This is a genomic window from Pseudomonas sp. X10 (assembly GCF_054889225.1).
Genome location: NZ_CM142677.1, coordinates 4031335 through 4051524 on the forward strand (window position 1 = coordinate 4031335; position 20190 = coordinate 4051524).

General features: G+C 62.7%; 17 protein-coding genes. 7 read left to right on the plus strand and 10 right to left on the minus strand.

The window, feature by feature from the left end:
- Positions 1–21: 21 nt before the first annotated feature.
- From aruF to acs, 8 genes are all read right to left on the minus strand, one after another.
- A complete protein-coding gene (gene aruF / locus ACYU03_RS18290; protein ID WP_461886040.1) occupies positions 22–1041 on the minus strand; it encodes an arginine/ornithine succinyltransferase subunit alpha in 1020 nt (339 codons plus the stop codon).
- A 129-nt stretch (positions 1042–1170) separates the two neighbouring features.
- Positions 1171–2391: an aspartate aminotransferase family protein gene (locus tag ACYU03_RS18295; protein WP_461886041.1), complete on the minus strand. Its 1221-nt coding sequence runs from the start codon at positions 2389–2391 to the stop codon at positions 1171–1173.
- Between the two features lie 248 nt (positions 2392–2639).
- Positions 2640–3620, minus strand: a complete 981-nt coding sequence (argR, locus tag ACYU03_RS18300) for a transcriptional regulator ArgR (RefSeq protein WP_461886042.1) — start codon at positions 3618–3620, stop codon at positions 2640–2642.
- A 115-nt stretch (positions 3621–3735) separates the two neighbouring features.
- Positions 3736–4500 (minus strand): ABC transporter ATP-binding protein, encoded by a 765-nt coding sequence (locus ACYU03_RS18305; protein ID WP_461886043.1) that lies wholly within the window; start codon positions 4498–4500, stop codon positions 3736–3738.
- 66 nt (positions 4501–4566) lie between these two features.
- A complete protein-coding gene (locus tag ACYU03_RS18310) occupies positions 4567–5265 on the minus strand; it encodes an ABC transporter permease (RefSeq protein ID WP_461886044.1) in 699 nt (232 codons plus the stop codon).
- Positions 5262–5951 carry an ABC transporter permease gene (locus ACYU03_RS18315; RefSeq protein WP_461886045.1) on the minus strand — a complete coding sequence of 230 codons (690 nt, stop codon included), beginning with the start codon at positions 5949–5951 and terminating at the stop codon, positions 5262–5264. Before ACYU03_RS18315 ends, ACYU03_RS18310 begins: the two co-directional genes overlap by 4 nt.
- Positions 5952–6047: 96 nt before the next feature.
- The gene (locus ACYU03_RS18320; RefSeq protein ID WP_461886046.1) at positions 6048–6833 is read right to left on the minus strand and encodes an ABC transporter substrate-binding protein; all 786 of its coding nucleotides are present in this window, start codon (positions 6831–6833) and stop codon (positions 6048–6050) included.
- A 543-nt stretch (positions 6834–7376) separates the two neighbouring features.
- On the minus strand, positions 7377–9332 hold the full coding sequence (gene acs, locus ACYU03_RS18325) for an acetate--CoA ligase (protein ID WP_461886047.1): 1956 nt from the start codon (positions 9330–9332) through the stop codon (positions 7377–7379).
- Positions 9333–9750: 418 nt separating this feature from the next.
- On the opposite strand from acs, the gene ACYU03_RS18330 reads away from it, so the two are divergent.
- The gene (locus tag ACYU03_RS18330) at positions 9751–10008 is read left to right on the plus strand and encodes a DUF2790 domain-containing protein (RefSeq protein WP_461886048.1); all 258 of its coding nucleotides are present in this window, start codon (positions 9751–9753) and stop codon (positions 10006–10008) included.
- 102 nt (positions 10009–10110) lie between these two features.
- Here ACYU03_RS18330 and ACYU03_RS18335 read toward each other — a convergent pair whose 3' ends face one another.
- Positions 10111–11670 (minus strand): sigma-54-dependent transcriptional regulator, encoded by a 1560-nt coding sequence (locus ACYU03_RS18335; RefSeq protein WP_461886049.1) that lies wholly within the window; start codon positions 11668–11670, stop codon positions 10111–10113.
- A gap of 255 nt (positions 11671–11925) precedes the next feature.
- On the opposite strand from ACYU03_RS18335, the gene phhA reads away from it, so the two are divergent.
- The 5 genes from phhA (at position 11926) to ACYU03_RS18360 (ending at position 15969) form a co-directional block, all read left to right on the plus strand.
- Positions 11926–12714 carry a phenylalanine 4-monooxygenase gene (gene phhA / locus ACYU03_RS18340; RefSeq protein ID WP_461886050.1) on the plus strand — a complete coding sequence of 263 codons (789 nt, stop codon included), beginning with the start codon at positions 11926–11928 and terminating at the stop codon, positions 12712–12714.
- 43 nt (positions 12715–12757) lie between these two features.
- The gene (locus ACYU03_RS18345) at positions 12758–13114 is read left to right on the plus strand and encodes a 4a-hydroxytetrahydrobiopterin dehydratase (protein ID WP_461886051.1); all 357 of its coding nucleotides are present in this window, start codon (positions 12758–12760) and stop codon (positions 13112–13114) included.
- Positions 13114–14313 carry an amino acid aminotransferase gene (locus ACYU03_RS18350; RefSeq protein ID WP_461886052.1) on the plus strand — a complete coding sequence of 400 codons (1200 nt, stop codon included), beginning with the start codon at positions 13114–13116 and terminating at the stop codon, positions 14311–14313. The genes ACYU03_RS18345 and ACYU03_RS18350 overlap by 1 nt, the downstream gene beginning before the upstream one ends.
- A gap of 239 nt (positions 14314–14552) precedes the next feature.
- Complete coding sequence (locus ACYU03_RS18355) at positions 14553–14684, plus strand: hypothetical protein (RefSeq protein WP_461886053.1); 132 nt, start codon at positions 14553–14555, stop codon at positions 14682–14684.
- Between the two features lie 97 nt (positions 14685–14781).
- Positions 14782–15969, plus strand: a complete 1188-nt coding sequence (locus ACYU03_RS18360) for an MFS transporter (protein WP_461886054.1) — start codon at positions 14782–14784, stop codon at positions 15967–15969.
- A gap of 45 nt (positions 15970–16014) precedes the next feature.
- Here ACYU03_RS18360 and ydiJ read toward each other — a convergent pair whose 3' ends face one another.
- Positions 16015–19035, minus strand: coding sequence for a D-2-hydroxyglutarate dehydrogenase YdiJ (gene ydiJ / locus ACYU03_RS18365; protein WP_461886055.1), 3021 nt, complete (start codon positions 19033–19035; stop codon positions 16015–16017).
- A gap of 150 nt (positions 19036–19185) precedes the next feature.
- Between ydiJ and ACYU03_RS18370 the strand changes: the two genes are divergently transcribed.
- On the plus strand, positions 19186–20070 hold the full coding sequence (locus ACYU03_RS18370; RefSeq protein WP_461886056.1) for a LysR substrate-binding domain-containing protein: 885 nt from the start codon (positions 19186–19188) through the stop codon (positions 20068–20070).
- The last annotated feature ends 120 nt before the right edge of the window (positions 20071–20190 follow it).

Sequence of the window (20190 nt, forward strand, 5' to 3'; positions counted from 1 at the left end):
TGGGCTATCCGGCCACTGGCATCAAACGGCGACCAGGCGGACGCTGCCACCCTCGCCGACGCCCAGGGCTTCGGCGGCTTCCGGGGTCAGGCTGACGGGCTTGCCGGGCACCCAGTCCAGCTCCAGCAGCACCGCGCGGTAGTCCTGCAACTGGCCATTGCACACCAGGTAAGGGCGCCCGCCCTTGACTGCGCTGGCCTCGACCTTGACCGGCACGACGCGGCTCTGGGCGATCGAGCGAATGCCGGAGACCCGCGCGTGCAGGGTCGGCCCACCGTCGAAGATATCGATGTAGTGGTCGGTCTCGAAGCCTTCGCGCATCAGGATGTCGAAGGTGATCTGCGCTCGCGGGTGCACTTGACCCATGGCTTCCTGGGCAGCGTCCGGCAGCAGCGGCACGTAGATCGGGTAATGGGGCATCAGCTCGGCGAGGAAGGTCCGGCTCTTCAGGCCGCACAGGCGCTCGGCCGCGGCATAGTTGAGGTCGAAGAAGTTGCGGCCGATGGCATCCCAGAACGGCGACTCGCCCTGGTCGTCGCTGTAGCCAACGATCTCGGTCACCACCGAGTCAGCGAACCGCTCCGGGTGCGCCGCCATGAACAACAGGCGCCCACGGGAGTTGAGCTCGGCCCAGGCCGTGTTCACCAGCTCCGGCAACACATAGAAGCTGGTCAGCAGGCTGTTGCCGGTCAGGTCATGGCACTGCGAAAGCACATGAATCTTGTTGTGGATCTTCAGCTCACGCGAGGCATGCACGAAGGTCTCGTTGCGGAAGCTGTAGAACGGCTCGGAATAGCCGGCCGAGGCAACGATCGCCGAACAACCGACCAACTTGCCGGTGCTGCTGTCTTCGAGGACGAAGAAGTAGCTCTCTTCACCATTGAAGCTGACCTCGGCGGCGAAGGAGGTTTCCGAAGCGGCGATCTTGTCGCCGAGACGGCCGGTATCGTCCGGCAAGGACGTGACACCAATGGGGCTGTCCGCAGCCAGACGCTGCACTTCACTCAGATCAGCCATTTGCGCGGGGCGCATCACCAGCATGGTGTCACTCCTTTCGGGAAAGCGGGCCAACGGAGTCGGCACGGAAAAACAGCAGGCACTCAGGGCACCTGCGCTGGAATTCGGTCATCGCCGGCCTGCATCGAGGCCAGCGACAGAACCGCAGGCCGATCAGGCCTGGGTCAGCTTGGCCACGGCGCGCTCGAAGCGAGCCAGGCCTTCATCGATGTCAGCGTCTTCGACCACCAGGCTCGGGGCGAAGCGCACCACGTCCGGGCCGGCCTGCAGCACCATGACGTCTTCTTTCTCGGCTGCATTGAGGATGTCCTTGGCCTTGCCCTTCCAGGCATCGGTCAAAACGCAGCCGATCAGCAGGCCGACGCCACGAACCTGGGTAAACAGGCCGTACTGCTGGCCGATCTGCTCCAGGCGGGCCTTGAAGCGCTGGTGCTTGGCCTTGACACCCGCCAGCACCTCCGGGGTATTGACCACGTCCAGCACCGCGTTGGCTACTGCGCAAGCCAGCGGGTTGCCACCGTAGGTGGTGCCGTGGGTGCCGACCGCCAGGTGCTTGGCCAGTTCGGCGGTGGTCAGCATCGCGCCGATCGGGAACCCGCCGCCCAGGCTCTTGGCGCTGGTCAGGATGTCAGGGGTAACACCGTAGTGCATGTAAGCGTAGAGCTCGCCAGTGCGACCAACCCCCGTCTGCACCTCGTCGAAGATCAGCAGGGCATTGTGCTCATCGCACAGCTTGCGCGCGCCTTCGAGGTAGGCCTTGTCAGCCGGGACCACACCGCTTTCGCCCTGGATAGGTTCGATCACTACGGCGCAGGTTTTGTCGGAGATCTGTGCCTTGAGCGCCTCCAGATCGTTGTACGGCACATGGCTGATGCCAGTGATCTTAGGCCCGAAACCATCGGAGTACTTGGGCTGGCCACCGACGCTGACGGTGAACAGGGTGCGACCGTGGAAGCTGTTTACGGTGGCGATAATCTCGTGCTTCTCAGGGCCGAAACGATCGTGGGCAACACGGCGGGCCAGCTTGAACGCGGCCTCATTGGCCTCGGCGCCGGAGTTGCAGAAGAAGGCACGGTCGGCGAAGGTCGCGTCCACCAGCTTGTGGGCCAGGCGCAGGGCCGGCTCGTTGGTGAAGACGTTGGACACGTGCCAGAGGGTATTGGCCTGCTCGGTCAGGGCCGCGACCAGTGCCGGATGAGCATGCCCGAGTGCATTCACCGCGATGCCGCCGGCAAAGTCGATCAGCTCGCGGCCCGACTGGTCCCAGACTCGGGAACCCGCGCCGCGCACAGGAATGAAGGCGGCCGGGGAATAGTTGGGAACCATGACCTGGTCGAAATCGGCACGTTGCACCGGAGCTTGCTCAACGGACATCGGAGTCTCCTGAAGAGGAACGCTGGCCTGGAAGTGGCGAGCGATGGGGGGATTGTAAGGACTGAACGGCGGCTGTCCTTGTCGCCAAGCGACAACTTCTTACAGCGCCAAACCCTGTTTTACCAAGGCTTTCGGCAATGCGACAAACAGTGTCGCAATCGCGCAGTTTAAACGCTGCGGGGACCGCCGGGGAGATGCCGAGCCCTTCTTGAAGCCTGATGCCGCGCCTACAGATACTGCGCCGGGTTTCAGCCGCGCTCGGCAGGAACCGAACTCAGCTCGAACGGACTGCTGCTACGCCGATGGTTGCGGTCTTCACGCGGGGTAGCGCCGAAGAAGTTGCGGTAAGCGCTGGAAAAGTGAGGGCCGGAAGAGAAGCCACAGGACAGCCCGATCTGGATGATCGACTTGCTGGTCTGCATCAGCATCTGCCGCGCCTTGTTCAGGCGCAGCTCCAGGTAATACTGGCTCGGCACCCGATTCAGGTACTGCTTGAAGATACGCTCCAACTGGCGACGCGACACGCAGACGTGCTGGGCGATTTCGTCGGTGGTCAGCGGCTCTTCGATATTGGCTTCCATCAACAGCACGGCCTGGGTCAGCTTCGGATGGCTCGAGCCCAGACGATTCTGCAACGGGATGCGCTGGCGCTCGCCACCTTCACGGATGCGCTCGACCACCAACTCCTCCGACACCGCGCCCGCCAGCTCGGCACCGTGATCGCGGGCCAGCACCGCCAGCAACAGGTCGGCCACCGACATGCCACCACAGGCGGTCAGGCGGTCACGGTCCCAGTCGAACAGATGGCTGGTGGCAATGACCTTGGGAAAGCGCTCGGCGAAATCATCCTGCCAGCGCCAGTGCACCGCCGCCCGGTAGCCATCGAGCAGACCCAACTGCGCCAGCGGATAGACACCGGCGGACAGCCCGCCGATCATGCAACCGCTGCGCGCCTGCTGCTTGAGCGCCGCCGCCAGTGCAGTCCCCACGCTCAAGGGCGGCTCGTCCGCCAGCAGGAACAGCTTCTGACAACCTTCCAGGCGGCCGACCCAAGCCTCGCCCGGTAAACGCCAGGCACCTTCCTCCGGCGCTTCGGCCTGGAGAAAGGCCAGCTCGTAGACCACCTCCGGATGCACCTTCTGGGCAACCCGCAACACTTCCTCGGCGAGCGCCAGGGTCAACGCCTTGGTGCTGGGCCAAATGAGAAAACCGATTCGCTGGGTGGTCATAGGGTGCGGTCCGAAACCTGAAGTCATTCAACACGCCCCATAGGGCGGACGGTGGCGCCGGGTCAGGCTGCGCCAGTTGCGCAGCATGCCCTATTCTGGTGCAAAGCGGCAGTCTTTACTTTAGGCTGCCAGAGAGGAACTGCTGCAAACGCTCCGATTGCGGATTGACCAGTACCTCACGCGGGTTGCCACTCTCCTCCACCACTCCCTTGTGCAGGAACACCAGTTGGTTGGAGACCTCGCGGGCAAAGCCCATTTCATGGGTGACCACGACCATGGTGCGGCCCTCCAGGGCGAGCGCCTGCATGACTTTGAGCACATCACCCACCAGCTCGGGGTCGAGCGCCGAGGTCGGCTCGTCGAACAGCATCACCTCCGGCTCCATGGCCAGGGCCCGGGCAATCGCCACGCGCTGCTGCTCGCCACCGGACATATGCCCGGGATAGGCATCCTTGCGGTGCGCGACCCCCACCTTGGCCAGGTAGTGCTCGGCCTTTTCCAGCGCGTCCTTCTTGCTCATGCCCAGCACATGCACCGGTGCCTCGATGATGTTTTCCAGCGCGGTCATGTGCGACCACAGATTGAAATGCTGGAACACCATCGACAGGCGCGAACGCATGCGCTGCAGTTGCTTGGGATCGGCGGCCTTGAGCGCGCCATCCTTGTTCGCCACCAACTTGAGCTCTTCGTTGTTGAGCAGGATCCTGCCGGCATGGGGCTGCTCGAGCAGGTTGATGCAGCGCAGGAAGGTCGACTTGCCCGACCCGCTGGAGCCGATGATGCTGATCACGTCGCCAGCCTTGGCCGCCAGGGAGACACCCTTGAGTACTTCGTGACTGCCATAGCGTTTATGCAGGTCTTGGACTTGGAGTTTGTACATGCTGTCGGTTCTCACAAAGCGATCAGTCTTGAGCCGGAGCCCGGCGCGAAAGTAGTGCCGCCGCCATCAGGACTTGCGCGGCGCCAGGTAGCCAAGCCAACGGCGCTCAGCCATCTTGAACAGGCGCACCAGGATGAAGGTCAGGCACAGGTAGAACACGCCCGCCGTGATATAGGCCTCGAAAGGCAGGTAGTACTGGGCATTGACCGTGCGCGCCGCACCCGTGATATCGATCAAGGTGACGATCGACGCCAGGCTGGTGGTTTGCAGCATCATGATCACCTCGTTGCTGTACTGCGGCAGCGCCCGGCGCAGGGCCGAAGGCAGCAGGATGCGGCGGTACATCTTGATGCGCGACATGCCCACCGCCTTGGCTGCTTCGATCTCGCCATGGGGCGTCGCCTTGAGGCTGCCGGCGATGATCTCGGCGGTGTAGGCGCTGGTATTGATCGCGAAAGCCAGGCAGGCACAGAAGGTGGCGCTGGACAGCCAAGGCCAGAGGAAGCTCTGGCGAACGAACTCGAACTGGGCCAGGCCGTAGTAGATCAGGAACAGCTGCACCAGCATCGGTGTGCCGCGGATCACATAGGTGTAGAGCCACGCCGTCAGGTTCACCAGCGGTTGCTTGGAAACACGCATCAGACCCAGAGGAATGGCCGCCAGCAGGCCGAAGAACAGCGAGAATGCCAGCAGCTTGAGGGTGGTCAGCAGCCCGCCGAAGTACAGCGGAAGCGCCTCCCAGACCACGTTGTAATCGAAGATCATAGCTCAGCCGCCTTTACGCCAACCGAATAGCGCTTCTCGAGGTAACGCAAGGCCAGCAGCGAGACACTGGTGATCACCAGGTACAGGCCCGCCACCGCCAGGAAGAAGGTGAAAGGCTCGCGGGTGGCATCAGCCGCCTGCTTGGCCTTGAACATCATGTCCTGCAGGCCGACCACCGAGATCAGCGCCGTCGCCTTGGTCAGGACCAGCCAGTTGTTGGTGAAGCCCGGGATCGCCAGGCGGATCATCTGCGGCACCATGATGCGGAAGAACACCTGCATGCCACTCATGCCATAGGCCATGCCGGCCTCGGCCTGCCCTTTGGGGATGGCCATGAAGGCGCCGCGGAAGGTTTCCGAGAGATACGCACCGAAGATGAAGCCCAGGGTGCCGATACCGGCCATGAGCGGGTTTAGGTCGATGTAGTCGTCATAACCGAACAGTGGCGCGACGCGATTGAGCACATCCTGGCCGCCGTAGAAGATCAGCAGGATCAGCACCAAGTCCGGAATGCCACGGATCACCGTGGCGTACATATCGCCCAGCCAGGCCAGCCAGCGCACCGGCGACAAGCGCAGCGCCACACCGATCAGACCGAGCACGATGGCCAGGGCCATGGACGACAGGGCGAGTTGCAGCGTCAGCCACGCCCCGTCGAGGATGACTGCCCCGTAGCCTTTCAACATGATGAGGTCCTCGACCTTGGGAATGAAAAAATGGTGCAAACCTCAGAGCCTCTGCTGTTTGCACCATTACACAGGTGAAACCCGACGATTTACTGCTTACTGCGCGTCAGGGCCGTAGATGTCGAAGTTGAAGTACTTATCCTGGATCTCTTTGTACTTGCCATTGGCGCGGATCCCGTCGATGGCCGCATTGATGCGGTCGACATTGGCTTGGTCGCCCTTGCGTACAGCGATACCAATGCCGTCACCGAAGTACTTCGCATCGGTAAAGGCCGGGCCTACGAAAGCATAACCCTTGCCGGCGTCGGTCTTGAGGAAACCGTCTTCAAGCAGGGTGGCATCGGCGACGGTGCCGTCGAGGCGGCCGGCGGCGACATCCAGGTAGATTTCGTTCTGGGTGCCGTATGGCACGACAGTGGCGCCCTTGGGTGCCAGGACTTCCTTGGCGAAGCGGTCGTGGATCGAGCCACGCTGTACGCCTATCTTCTTGCCGCTCAGTTCGTCCAGGCTGTCGCTGACCGTAACGCCTTCCTTCATGACCAGGCGCGCCGGAGTCAGGTAGTAGCGCTTGGTGAAATCAACCGACTTCTTGCGGTCCTCGGTGATCGACATGGACGACAGGATGGCGTCGATCTTGCGCACTTTCAGCGCCGGGATCAGACCATCGAACTCCTGCTCGACCCAGGTGCACTTGGCTTTCATCTCTTCGCACAGGGCGTTGCCGATGTCGTAGTCGAAGCCGGCGATGCTGCCGTCAGGCTGCTTGAAGGCGAAAGGTGGGTAGGCGGCCTCGATACCGATTTTCAGCGGTTTCTCATCGGCCAGCGATGCCAGGGAAAACACAGACAGCGCCAGCGCGCCAAGCAGTGCGAGTTTCTTCATCTGGTAACTCCATCGGTATAGGGCAACACAAGGCAGGAAGTACTACTGCCCGATATGCGAATGGGTACAACGCGAGCCGCAGGGTTTCGACCAAGGTCGCAGACCACGAGCGAGTGAGTGGCATTTTAACCACAGCTTGGAAGTCGATATTTCTTCAAAGCGACAACTACTTACAGAAGCGCCTGAAACCGCGGCCGGCGATATTGACAGCTCACGCACAATATGCAAGAGCAAAAGAAAAACAACCTGCTGATCAAGCAATAACTGGGCCTATTATTGGCAAAGCCTTGTAATCCGGCAAGCACAGCGTGGCGCAGTGACGAAATCGGCCCTCAAAACGCACCACATTCAGACACAAGCGTTTCCCTATGCCCCGTTTGCGAGCGTCATCGGTGACACAGAAAGGTTACCGATGAATGTCGAAGTAACAGAATGCAAAAACCCCGCCGGATGCAGTGGCGGGGTTCTTGTCGGGATGCAGTAGCCAGCTAACGCTGGCTCCTGCCGGTATCGCGCCGATCACATGAGCCGAGCCTGCCCGGCTCAAGCCACGTTCATGGTCTTGTGGGTGTCGATCAGGTGCTGCACCACACCCGGGTCGGCCAGGGTCGAGATATCACCCAGAGCATCGTACTCGGCTGTGGCGATCTTGCGCAGGATACGCCGCATGATCTTGCCCGAGCGAGTCTTGGGCAGGCCCGGCGCCCACTGGATGACATCTGGCGAGGCGATCGGCCCGATCTCCTTGCGCACCCAGTTCTTCAACTCCAGACGCAAGGCTTCGCTCGCCTCCACGCCGGCATTGAGGGTGACATAGACATAGATGCCCTGCCCCTTGATGTCGTGCGGCACACCCACCACCGCCGCTTCGGCGACTTTCGAGTGGGCGACCATGGCGCTCTCGATCTCGGCGGTGCCCATGCGGTGGCCGGAGACATTGAGCACATCATCCACGCGACCGGTGATCCAGTAGTAGCCGTCCTCGTCGCGGCGCGCGCCGTCACCGGTGAAGTACATGCCCCGGAAGGTCTTGAAGTAGGTGTCGACGAAACGGTCGTGGTCGCCGTACAGCGAACGCGACTGGCCCGGCCAGGAATCGAGAATCACCAGGTTGCCTTCGGCGGCACCCTCGATCAGGTTGCCCAGGTTATCCACCAGCGCCGGCACCACGCCGAAGAACGGACGGGTCGCCGAACCCGGCTTGAGCGCCGTGGCGCCCGGCAGCGGGCTGATCAGGATGCCGCCGGTTTCGGTCTGCCACCAGGTGTCGACGATCGGGCAGCGTTCCTTGCCGACGGTCTGGTGGTACCAGTTCCAGGCTTCCGGGTTGATCGGCTCGCCCACCGAACCCAACAGGCGCAGGCTGGAGCCATCGGCACCGGCCACGGCGGCCTGCCCCTCGGCCATCATTGCGCGGATCGCAGTCGGGGCGGTGTAGAGGATGTTGACCTTGTGCTTGTCGATGATCTTCGACACGCGGGTGATATCCGGGTAGTTCGGCACGCCTTCGAACAGCAGCGTGGTGGCGCCATTGGCCAGCGGGCCATAGACGATGTAGCTGTGGCCGGTGACCCAGCCGACGTCGGCGGTGCACCAATAGATTTCCCCCGGACGGTAGTCGAACACCCGCTCGTGGGTCAGCGCGGCATAGACCAAGTAGCCGCCAGTGGTGTGCAGCACGCCCTTGGGCTTGCCGGTGGAGCCGGAGGTATAGAGGATGAACAGCGCTTCCTCGGCGCCCATTTCCTTCGGTGCGCAGTGACTGGAGGCGACCTTCATCAGGTCTTCGTACCAGATGTCGCGGTGCTGGTGCCAAGCGATCTCGCCACCGGTGCGCTTGCACACGATGATCTTCTGCACGCTGCTGGTTTCAGGGTTGGTCAGGGCCAGGTCGACGTTGGCCTTGAGCGGTGTACGACGGCCGCCACGCAGGCCTTCGTCGGCGGTGATCACGACCTTGGACTCGCAGTCGATGATGCGCCCGGCAAGGGCCTCCGGCGAGAAGCCGCCGAACACCACCGAGTGGATCGCGCCGATGCGAGCACAGGCGAGCATGGCCACCACGGCCTCAGGGATCATCGGCATGTAGATGGTCACCACATCGCCACGGTGCACATCTTGGCCGCGCAGGGCGTTAGCAAACTTGCACACTTGCTCGTGCAGCTCGCGGTAGGTGATGTTGCGGTGCTCGGAAGGGTCGTCGCCCTCCCAGATGATTGCCACCTGGTCGCCACGCTCTTCCAGGTGACGGTCCAGGCAGTTGTAGGAAACGTTCAGGGTGCCGTCGGCGAACCACTTGATATCGACGTGATGGTCATCGAAGGACGTCTGCTTGACCTTGGTGAACGGCTTGATCCAGTCCAGGCGCTGAGCCTGCTCGCGCCAGAAGCCATCCGGGTTGATCACCGATTGCTGGTACATGGCCTTGTAGGTGGCCTCGTCGGTCAGGGTCTTGGCCGCAACCTCAGGACGAACGGGATACAGTGGAGCCGCACTCATCTGTGTTACCTCGGTGTAATAGTTGTTTTTGTATGGAACCGTTTGTAACTGTACCAGAGCGGCAAAGACCATTCGACGATGGTAGTAGCAGTCCCCTCTTTTTTCCGCACCGCCCTGCCCGAGCGCTCTAACTCAGGGCCTGCAAGGCCTGGAAAGGGAAATCGAAGCGCCTTGCCAGACGGATTGTTACAGATTCAGTCAAAAGGCAAAAAAACTTTATCAAAACCCACTCTGTTTCCCTCAATTAGCGAGGCATAAACTTCCTTCCGCCAGCAACGGCAAGGCGATTAACTTTTGGTAACAGCCCCCACGAAGGCATGTTAATCCGCAGATAACCCCCGATAGTTGAAACTCCAGATGCACCGTGGCGCCACAAGCGCCGCGCACTCCTTCACGACCTTAGACAGGTAAATTGAAAATGAAAGCTTTACTGGTATTGGTACTTGGCGGTCTTTGCAGCGCGGCAATGGCCGACGAAGTTACACAAGATGCCGAGCAGATTCCGGTTGAACAGTACAGTTACTCGCAGCACCTGGACATCGCCCGCGTCCTCTCCATGAGCGAAGTCCCGAACGTTTGCGAAGTCGTGCCAGCCCGCATGACCTACGAGGACTCCAAGGGCCAGAAGCACATTCTCGAATACCGCGTGATGGGTAACGGCTGCTCCAACGGCTGACCCCGGTCGTAACGTCCGTCGTGCCTCGAACATACCGAGGCACGCGGCGCCGAAAGTTCAACTACTTGAACAAACGGCACCATCACCACACACCTTGATATTTCAATCCGCCGACTTGTTAAGCGAATACTCGCGCAACTTATTGGCTATTGTCGTATGGGATACGCCCAGGCGTTTGCCCAACGCCCGGCTGCTCGGATATTCGCTTATCAAACTTTCCAGCACCGCCTTTTCAAAACGTCCAACAATCTCCGAAAGATCACCCTCCAGGGAAAAATCACCCAAAGGGTGATGCGCACCATAATCCGGCAGCCGGATATGTTCGCCTTTCACCACCCCGCCTTCGCACAGCGACACCGCCTGGAACAATACGTTTTCCAATTGACGCACATTGCCTGGCCAGTGGTATTGGCTGAGTTTTTCCATGGCCGTGGGCGCCAGGCGCGGCATAGGGCAGCCGATCTGCCGGCTGGCCTGATCGAGAAAGTGCTGCACCAACCCGTCCAGCCCGTCCATGCACTCACGCAGCGGTGGAATGTGCAGCGAGAGCACGTTCAAGCGGTGGTAGAGGTCCTGGCGGAACTCGCCACGGGCGCACAACTCGGACAGGTCGACCTGGGTTGCGCAGATCACCCGCACGTCCAAGTAGACCTCCTCATCGCTGCCCACCCGGCGGAAGCAGCCATCCTGCAGGAAGCGCAGCAACTTGACCTGCAGCCGCGGGCTCATCTCCCCCACCCCATCGAGGAACAGCGTCCCTCCCGCAGTCAGCTCCAGCAGGCCCAGCTTGCCCTCGCTTCGCGCCCCCTCGAAGGCACCCGGGCCGTAGCCGAACAGCTCGGTCTCGGCCATGGACTCCGGCAGGCCCGCACAATTGAGCGCCATCAGTGGCGCCTGGCCACGCGGACTGGCCAGGTGGCAAGCGCGGGCCAGTAGCTCCTTGCCGGTGCCGGTTTCACCCTCGATCAGCAATGGCGCGTCCAGTGGTGCCATCCGTCGCGCCTCGCGCACCACAGCGGTCATCACCCGCGAGCTCTGGAAGATGCTGTCGAAACCGCGTAGTTCCTGCTTGCGCACGTTGTAGATACGTTCGCCGATACGGTCGGCGCGGTGCAGCGTCAGCACGGCGCCGGCCAATGCCTCGCTGTCGTCGTGCTCGGATTGCAGCGGCGCGATGTCGGCAAGGAAGACATCACCCTTGACCTTGATGCGCAAGCCATTGATCCGTGACTTGTTGGCCCGCACCAGCTCCGGCAGGTCGAAATCCTCGACATAACGCGCCAAAGGGATACCCGGCACCTCGTCCACCCGCACACCCAACAACTGCGCAGCGGCACGGTTGGCAGCGACGATGCTGCCGCCCATGTCGATCGACAGCACCGGAAACTCCAGCGCGCCCAACAGCGCGTTGAGCTCCATATGTCGGCGCTCGCTGGGCATCAGGCCAACGCGCTTGACCCCGAACACCCCGGCGATTGATTCGAACTTCGGCCGCAGCGCCTGGAACTGCAGGTTGACCAGGTTCGGGCAGTGCAGATAGATCGCGTTGCCATGGTCACCGCCCACCTCGCCCCGCAGCACGTTGATGCCATATTCGACCAGCAGGTTGAGGATGTCCCGCAAGATGCCGATGCGGTTCTGGCAGTGCACTTTGATACGCATGAGGAGGTCCCGAGGCGGCCGCTTATTTGGTCGGCGCGCGGAAAAGTCGTAAAGATAAGCTGACAAAATCGCCTGAGCGCTCAGCTGTTCGCCCTTGATTTTCCGGGAGAACAGTCATTTTGTAAAATTTTCGTTACGAAAACAGGATGAAAGGCCAGCTCAGCGTCATGCTCTACCCCGTGCAAAGGGGGCAATGAAGGGATATTCCTAGGGTATGCCGAAACATAACAAGAAAGCCCTCACCAGGAGAGCAGCATGAAACAGACGCAATACGTGGCACGCGAGCCCGATGCGCAAGGTTTTATCGACTACCCGCAGCAGGAACATGCGGTGTGGAACACCCTGATCACCCGTCAGCTGAAAGTGATCGAAGGCCGCGCATGCCAGGAATACCTGGACGGCATCGAGCAGCTCAAGCTGCCTCACGACCGCATTCCCCAACTGGGTGAAATCAACAAGGTACTGGGCGCCACCACCGGCTGGCAGGTTGCCCGGGTCCCGGCGCTGATTCCCTTCCAGACCTTTTTCGAACTACTGGCCAGCAAACGCTTCCCGGTCGCTACCTTCATCCGCACGGTGGAGGAGCTCGACTATCTGCAGGAACCGGATATTTTCCACGAGATCTTCGGCCACTGCCCGCTGCTGACCAACCCCTGGTTCGCCGAATTCACCCATACCTACGGCAAGCTCGGCCTCCAGGCCACCAAGGAAGAACGCGTCTATCTGGCGCGCTTGTACTGGATGACCATCGAGTTCGGTCTAGTGGAAACCGCCCAGGGCCGCAAAATCTATGGCGGCGGCATCCTCTCCTCGCCGAAGGAAACCGTCTACAGTCTGTCCAGCGAGCCAGAACACCAAGCCTTCGACCCGCTCGAAGCCATGCGCACGCCGTACCGCATCGATATCCTGCAACCCCTGTACTTCGTCCTGCCGAACCTCAAGCGCCTGTTCGACCTGGCCCACGAAGACATCATGGCCCTGGTGCACCAGGGCATGCAGTTGGGGCTGCACGCGCCGAAGTTTCCACCGAAGGCGGCCGCCTGAGCCGCCTTGCCCGATCAATAACAACAGACTTGCGGAATATCCTATGAATGCCTTGAACCAAGCCCATTGCGAAGCCTGCCGTGCCGACGCGCCGAAGGTCACCGACGAAGAACTGGCCGAACTGATCCGGGAAATCCCGGACTGGAACATCGAAGTCCGCGACGGCCACATGGAGCTCGAGCGCATCTTCCTGTTCAAGAACTTCAAGCATGCCCTGGCATTCACCAACGCCGTTGGTGAAATCGCCGAGGCCGAAGGCCACCACCCTGGCCTGCTGACCGAATGGGGCAAGGTCACCGTCACCTGGTGGAGCCACTCGATCAAAGGCCTGCACCGCAACGACTTCATCATGGCCGCGCGCACCGACAAGGTCGCCGAAGCCGCAGAAGGCCGCAAGTGATGCATTTCGCGGCTATCGGCCGGGTCCCTGGCGACCCGATCCTCGGCCTGATGGAGGCCTACGCCCGCGACAGCAACCCAGACAAGTTCGACCTCGGTGTCGGCGTGTTCAAGGATGCCCGTGGCTTGACCCCGATCCCGGCCGCCGTCAAGCAGGCCGAGCAGCGCCTGGTGCAACAACAGGCCAGCAAGAGCTATATCGGCGGCCACGGCGACCCGGCGTTTGGACGACTGATCAGTGAACTGGTACTGGGCAGCGGTTCGCCGCCGCTCACCGAGCAGCGCGCAGGCGCCACCCAGACCCCGGGCGGCACCGGTGCACTGCGCCTGGCCGCCGAGTTCATCGTCCATTGCCTGCCTGGGCGCGGGATCTGGCTGAGCGACCCGACCTGGCCGATTCACGAGACGATCTTCGCCGGCGCCGGTCTAAAGGTGTCCCACTACCCCTACGTCGGGGTGGACAACCGCCTGGACGTCGCCGGCATGCTGCAAGCCCTGGAACAGGCTCCGGAAGGCGATGTCGTGCTGCTGCACGCCTGCTGCCACAACCCGACCGGTTTCGACCTTGGCCAGGACGACTGGCGAGCCGTGCTGGAGGTGGTGCGCCGACGCCACCTGCTGCCGCTGATCGACTTCGCCTACCAAGGTTTCGGTGATGGCCTGGAGGAAGATGCCTGGGCAGTGCGCCTGTTCGCCGCCGAACTGCCAGAGCTGCTGATCACCAGCTCCTGCTCGAAGAACTTCGGCCTCTACCGCGACCGCACCGGCGCCCTGCTGGTCTGCAGCCACGATGCCGAAAATCTGCAGGATGTCCGCAGCCAACTGGCCCTGTTGGCGCGCAACCTCTGGTCGACACCGCCCGACCACGGCGCCGCGGTGGTTGCCCAGATCCTCGGTGATGCGGACCTCAAGCGCCTGTGGGTCGAGGAAGTCGAGGCCATGCGCCAGCGCATAGCCGAACTGCGCCTTGGCCTGGTCGCCGCCCTCAAACCGCACGGCCTGAGCCAGCGCTTCGCGCACATCGCCGCGCAACGCGGCATGTTCTCCTACACCGGCCTGAGCCAGGAGCAAGTCCGCCTGCTGCGGGAGAAGCACAGTGTGTACATGGTCGGAACCGGCCGGGCGAACATCGCCGGAGCCGACGCCGAACGTCTGGCAACACTGGCGGCGGCGATCGCCGACGTCTGCGCTGCACACTGAGCAAAGGTAGATCGTGGGCAGGTAGGCGGCGACGCAGCCCTACTTGCCCGACTGAGCGGCATTGAGGCAAGGCAACGCGCCTCATGCCGCGCAGCACCGTCCGGTATCCGCCCACAAACCCGACCGACGACCGGGAAAAAATTCATACTGTCATCCAGACTCCTGTATCCTGCCCAGGCTTTTGGAACCCTCACGCGCCTAGCGCAGCCTTTTCACTCACACTTGCGAGGAACGACGAGATGCATGAAATCCCGAATCTTCCCTTCCCAAGCCTGAACCCTGAAGAGCAAACTGTTGCCGCTCACACTGCCGAACCTGTTCCGGCTGTGGAGCAGGACGGCGACGAACCCTCCAGCGCCGACCAGGAATAACTGCGCAACCCTACGACTGTGTGAAAACGGCTGACCTGCGGGCTACCCCCGTCATCACGTTTTCACACCGTCAAGAATCCCTGCTACGAAGGCCTCCATGCCCGACACACCGCGCCCTCTTGCGGTCACCCTGCAAGTCGTCTCCATCGTCCTCTTCACCTTCATTGGCTACCTGAACATCGGCATTCCCCTGGCGGTGCTGCCTGGCTATGTGCACGGCGACCTGGGGTTCAGCGCCGTGGTCGCGGGCCTGGTGATCAGCGTCCAGTACCTCGCCACCCTGCTCAGCCGCCCCTACTCCAGCCGCATCATCGATAACCTCGGCAGCAAGAAGGCAGTGCTCTACGGCCTGGCCGGCTGCGGCCTGAGCGGCGTGTTCATGCTCTTGTGCAGCGGCCTGACCCACCTGCCCTGGCTGAGCCTGACCTGCCTGTTGATCGGGCGCCTGGTGCTGGGCAGCGCCGAAAGCCTGGTGGGCTCGGGCTCGATCGGCTGGGGCATCGGCCACGTCGGCGCAGCCCACACGGCCAAGGTCATCTCCTGGAATGGCATCGCCAGCTATGGCGCACTGGCTATCGGTGCGCCGCTGGGCGTGCTGATGGTCAAGCAACTGGGGCTGTGGAGCATGGGCGCCAGCATCATCCTGCTGGCGCTCATCGGCCTGCTGCTGGCGTGGCGCAAACAGGCCGCGCCGGTCGTCGCCGGTGTGCGCCTGCCCTTCCTGAGGGTGCTGGGCAAGGTATTCCCGCACGGCTCAGGGCTGGCCTTGGGCTCGATCGGCTTCGGCACCATCGCCACCTTCATCACCCTCTACTACGCCAGCCGCGACTGGAATAACGCGGCCCTGTGCCTAAGCCTGTTCGGCGCCAGCTTCATCAGCGCGCGACTGTTGTTCGGCAACCTGATCAACCGCATCGGTGGCTTTCGTGTGGCCATCGTCTGCCTGGCGGTGGAGACCCTCGGCCTGCTCATGCTGTGGCTCGCGCCCAGCGCCGAGATAGCCCTGGCCGGCGCAGCGCTGAGCGGGTTCGGTTTCTCGCTGGTGTTCCCGGCGCTGGGCGTGGAGGCGGTAAATCAGGTGTCGGCGGCCAACCGTGGCGCGGCGGTGGGGGCCTATTCACTGTTCATCGACCTCTCGCTGGGAATCAGCGGCCCGCTGGTGGGCGCGGTGGCCTCGGGCTTCGGCTTCGGCTCGATCTTCCTGTTCGCCGCCGCAGCGTCCTGCTGCGGCCTGGTGCTCAGCCTCTACCTGTACCGCCAGGCGCGGCGCCTGCGCAAAGCCTAAGACCCCCTTCGCCGCGAATGGGCTGCACAGCAGCCCTGCTTACCGCTAGCGCCGGGCGTACTGCAACACCACTTCCAACGGGTGACGCAGTTGACGGTCAGCCATGCGCTTGACCTGGCTACGGCAGGAGTATCCGGTCGCCAACGCCTCCCCTTCCTTGTCCAGCTTGGTCGCCCAGGACTGCTCGAAGATGGTCCGCGAGGTGTCCTGGTTGCGTGCTTCGTGGCCATAGGTGCCAGACATGCCGCAACAACCGGTGGCCTCGGTGACCAGCTTCAGGCCCAAGCGGGCGAACACCTGCTCCCACTGTTTCGTGCTGGCTGGCACATTGGTCTTCTCCGTACAGTGGGCCATCAGGCGGAAGCTACCAGCATCGGTTGCGGCCTGTTCGGGCAGCACGTCCATCAGCCACTCTTGAGGCAGCAGGACCTTCGGGCATCCCTCCAGCCCCGGGACCTTCTGATACTCCTGGCGGTACACCAGGGTCATGGCCGGGTCCAGGCCCACCAGCGGCACGCCGCATTCGGCCAGGGTCTTGAGCTGGCTGGCATTGCGCACCGCCGCCTTGGCGAACGCGCCGAGGAAACCCTGCACATGCAACGGCTTACCGTTGGCACTGTAGGGGGCCAGGAACACACGATGCCCCAAGCGGTGCGCCAACTCGATGAACGACGCCAGCAACGGAGTTTCGAAGTAGCGGGTGAAAGCGTCCTGGACCAGTACGATGCTGCGTTCGCGCTGGGCTGGGGTCAGTTCGCGCAGGGCTGGCACACTGGCCACGCCGACACGGCAGCGGGTCAGGGTGGACTGCAGGTTGAAGCGGCTGATCAACGGGCTGTCGACCATGCCCACCTGCTCTGCCAGCAACTTGCTCACCCATTTCGAACCCATCACCGCGTTGTACAGCCCAGGCGCGTAAGCCAGGTAAGGGATGGTGAACTCCAGCGAGCCGATCAGGTAGTCACGCAGCGGGCGCTGGTAGCGGCCGTGGTACAGCTCCAGGAAACGCGAACGGAACTCCGGCACATTGACCTTGATCGGGCACTGCCCTGCACAAGACTTGCACGCCAGGCAGCCGGACATGGCGTCATAGACCTCATGGGAGAAGTCCTCCTGCCCCTGCTGACGCGCGCGGTTGTTGCGCAGGCGCCCCGGCAGGCCCTTGATCCACGACCGCTTCTGCCGTGCCGCAGCCAGCACGTCGACGCTGGCCGCCCCCTGCAGGCGCAGCCACTCGCGGATCAGCGAAGCGCGGCCTTTGGGTGAGTGCTGGCGTTCGCGGGTGGCCTTCCACGATGGGCACATGGCGTCATTGGGGTCGTAGTTGTAGCAGGCGCCGTTGCCGTTGCAATGCACGGCACTGCCAAAGCTCTGCCAGACGCGCTCGTCGATCGTCCGATCGAGATCGCCACGCAGGGTCACCTCGTTGACCTTGATCAAGCCTTCGGTGCTGTCCGGCGGGGTGCAGATCTTGCCTGGGTTGAGCTGGTTGTGCGGATCGAAAGCGCCTTTAAGGCGCTGCAACGCCGGGTACAGCGCACCGAAATACTCCGGCACGTACTCCGAACGCAGGCCTTTGCCATGCTCGCCCCAGAGCAGGCCACCATAGCGCTGGGTCAACGCCGCCACCGCATCGGAGATCGGCTTGACCAGGGCGGCCTGGGCCGGGTCCTTCATGTCCAGTGCCGGACGTACGTGCAACACACCGGCATCGACATGGCCGAACATGCCGTAGGCCAGCCCGTAGCTGTCGAGCAAGTCACGGAAATCGGCGATGTAGTCGGCCAGTTGCTCCGGCGGCACCGCAGTGTCCTCGACGAACGGCTGCGGCCGCACTTCACCTTCAACGTTGCCGAGCAGGCCAACAGAGCGCTTGCGCATGGTGTAGACGCGGGTAACGGCCTCGGCGCCTTCAGCCAGGGTGTGGCCCAGGCGCTCGACGCTGGTATCGGCCCGCAGGTGCTCGACGAAAGCATGGACCCGCGCATTCACCTCCTGTGGCTCGTCGCCGCAGAACTCCACCAGGTTGATGCCCAGGGTCGGACGCTCGGCGTCGGCCGGGAAGTACTCCGCGACGCTGTGCCAAACGATGTCCTTCATGGCCAGCATCAGCACCTTGGAGTCGACCGTCTCGATCGACAGCGGCTTGTGCGCCATCAGCGCATTGGCATCGCGCAGGGCATCCATGAAGCTGCCATAGCGGACATTGACCAACACCGCGTACTTGGGAATCAGCAATACGTTGAGCTTGGCCTCAACCACATAGCCCAGGGAACCCTCGGCACCGCACAGGACGCTGTTGAGGTTGAAGCGGCCTTGATCATCGCGCAGGTGCGCCAGGTCATAACCGGTCAGGCAGCGGTTGAGCTTGGGAAAGGTGGTTTCGATCAGCTCGGCCTGGGTCTCCTGGATCTCCCGGGCCATGCGGTATACCTCGCCGACACGGCCCGGCGCGGCGCAGGCCTGCTCCAGGGCCTGATCGTCGATCGGCAAGCTGTGCAGGCGCTCGCCACCGAGCAGTACACTGTGCAGCTCTAGCACGTGGTCGCGGGTCTTGCCGTAGGTGCAACTGCCTTGGCCGCTGGCATCGGTGTTGATCATGCCGCCGACCGTAGCCCGGTTGGAGGTGGACAGCTCAGGAGCGAAGAACAGCCCGTGGGGCTTGAGCGCGGCGTTGAGCTGATCCTTGACCACCCCAGCCTGGACCCGCACCCAGCGCTCCTCGACATTGATCTCGAGGATCTTGTTCATGTGCCGCGAGAGGTCGACGACAATGCCGTCGGTCAGCGATTGACCGTTGGTGCCGGTGCCGCCGCCACGCGGGGTCAGCTTGATCTGGCGGAAACGCGGTTCGGCCATCAGCGTGGCGATACGCGCCACATCGTCGGCGTCCAGCGGAAACACCGCGGCCTGCGGCATGCGCTGGTAGATGGAGTTGTCGGTGGCCAGCACGGTACGGGTGCCGTAGTCGACGCTGAGCTGGCCCCGGAAGCCGCCGGCACGCAGGGCATCAAGGAATTCGGGGTAGTTGGCGGCAGGCGCACTGGTCGGCAGCTGGGCGATCATCGGAGGATGGCCTCTTTTATGGGCTAATTCACGGAAACCTGTCTCCCCGGCATGAGTACCTCAGGCACAGGATGACGAATAGGCCAATGTTCCTGTACTTTCCGACCAGGGGCAAACGGATAATCCTGCCGCTATCGATGACTTTTATGAATGAATTACCGCCACCTGACTCCGTCGATGTCGCTGCTGCTGGCTTTCGAGGCCGCCGCCAGGCATGAAAGCTACACCCGCGCCGCCGCCGAACTGGCCCTGACCCAGAGCGCGGTCAGCCGCCAAGTCCAGGCCCTGGAGCAACAACTGGGCCTGACGCTGTTCCGCCGCGAAGGGCGCCAAGTGCAGTTGACCGATGTCGGCCGCCTGTACCAGCGCGAGCTGAGCGAGGCCCTCGGCCGCATCCGCAGCGCCACCCTGCAGGCCTTGGCCTACCAGTCCGGCGTCGGTACCCTGCGCCTGGCCACCCTGCCCACCTTCGGCTCGAAATGGTTGCTGCCGCGCCTGCATGCCTTCTATGGCGCCCACCCGGGCATGCTGGTGCATATCCATTCGCGCATCGAGGCCATCAACTTCGACACCAGCGAAATCGACGCTGCCATCGGTGTGGCCAACAACGACCTGCCGGGATTGATCTGCCACCGCCTGCATGCGGAGGAACTGGTGGTCATCCTGCCACCGGACGCGGCCAGCGCCCCCGAACATTGGAGCCCTGTGCAGATCAGCAAACAGGTCCTGCTCAATGTCGCCAACAACCCCCACGCCTGGGGCGAGTGGTTTTCCCACCACACCCTCCCGCACCGAGCCATGCGCCTGGGGCCAAGCTTCGAGCTGACCTCGCACCTGATCCAAGCGGTGCGCGCCGGCATCGGCATCGGCCTGGTGCCACGCATCCTGGTGGAGGAAGAACTGGCCAGCGGCGAACTCTTCAGCCCCGGCCTGCCCTTTGCCAGCCAGCGCAGCTACTACCTGATCTACCCGCCGCGCAACGAGGCGCTGCCGTCGTTGCGAGCGTTTCGCAGCTGGTTGCTGGAACAGATCTGAGCGCCCGATTGACCATTCTGGCCCATTCGCGGGCAAGCCCGCTCCCACAGGATCCCTGCATGCCTTAATTTTTGCGGCTGACGCTATAGATACGGGAGTAGGCTTGCTCGCGAATGGAGC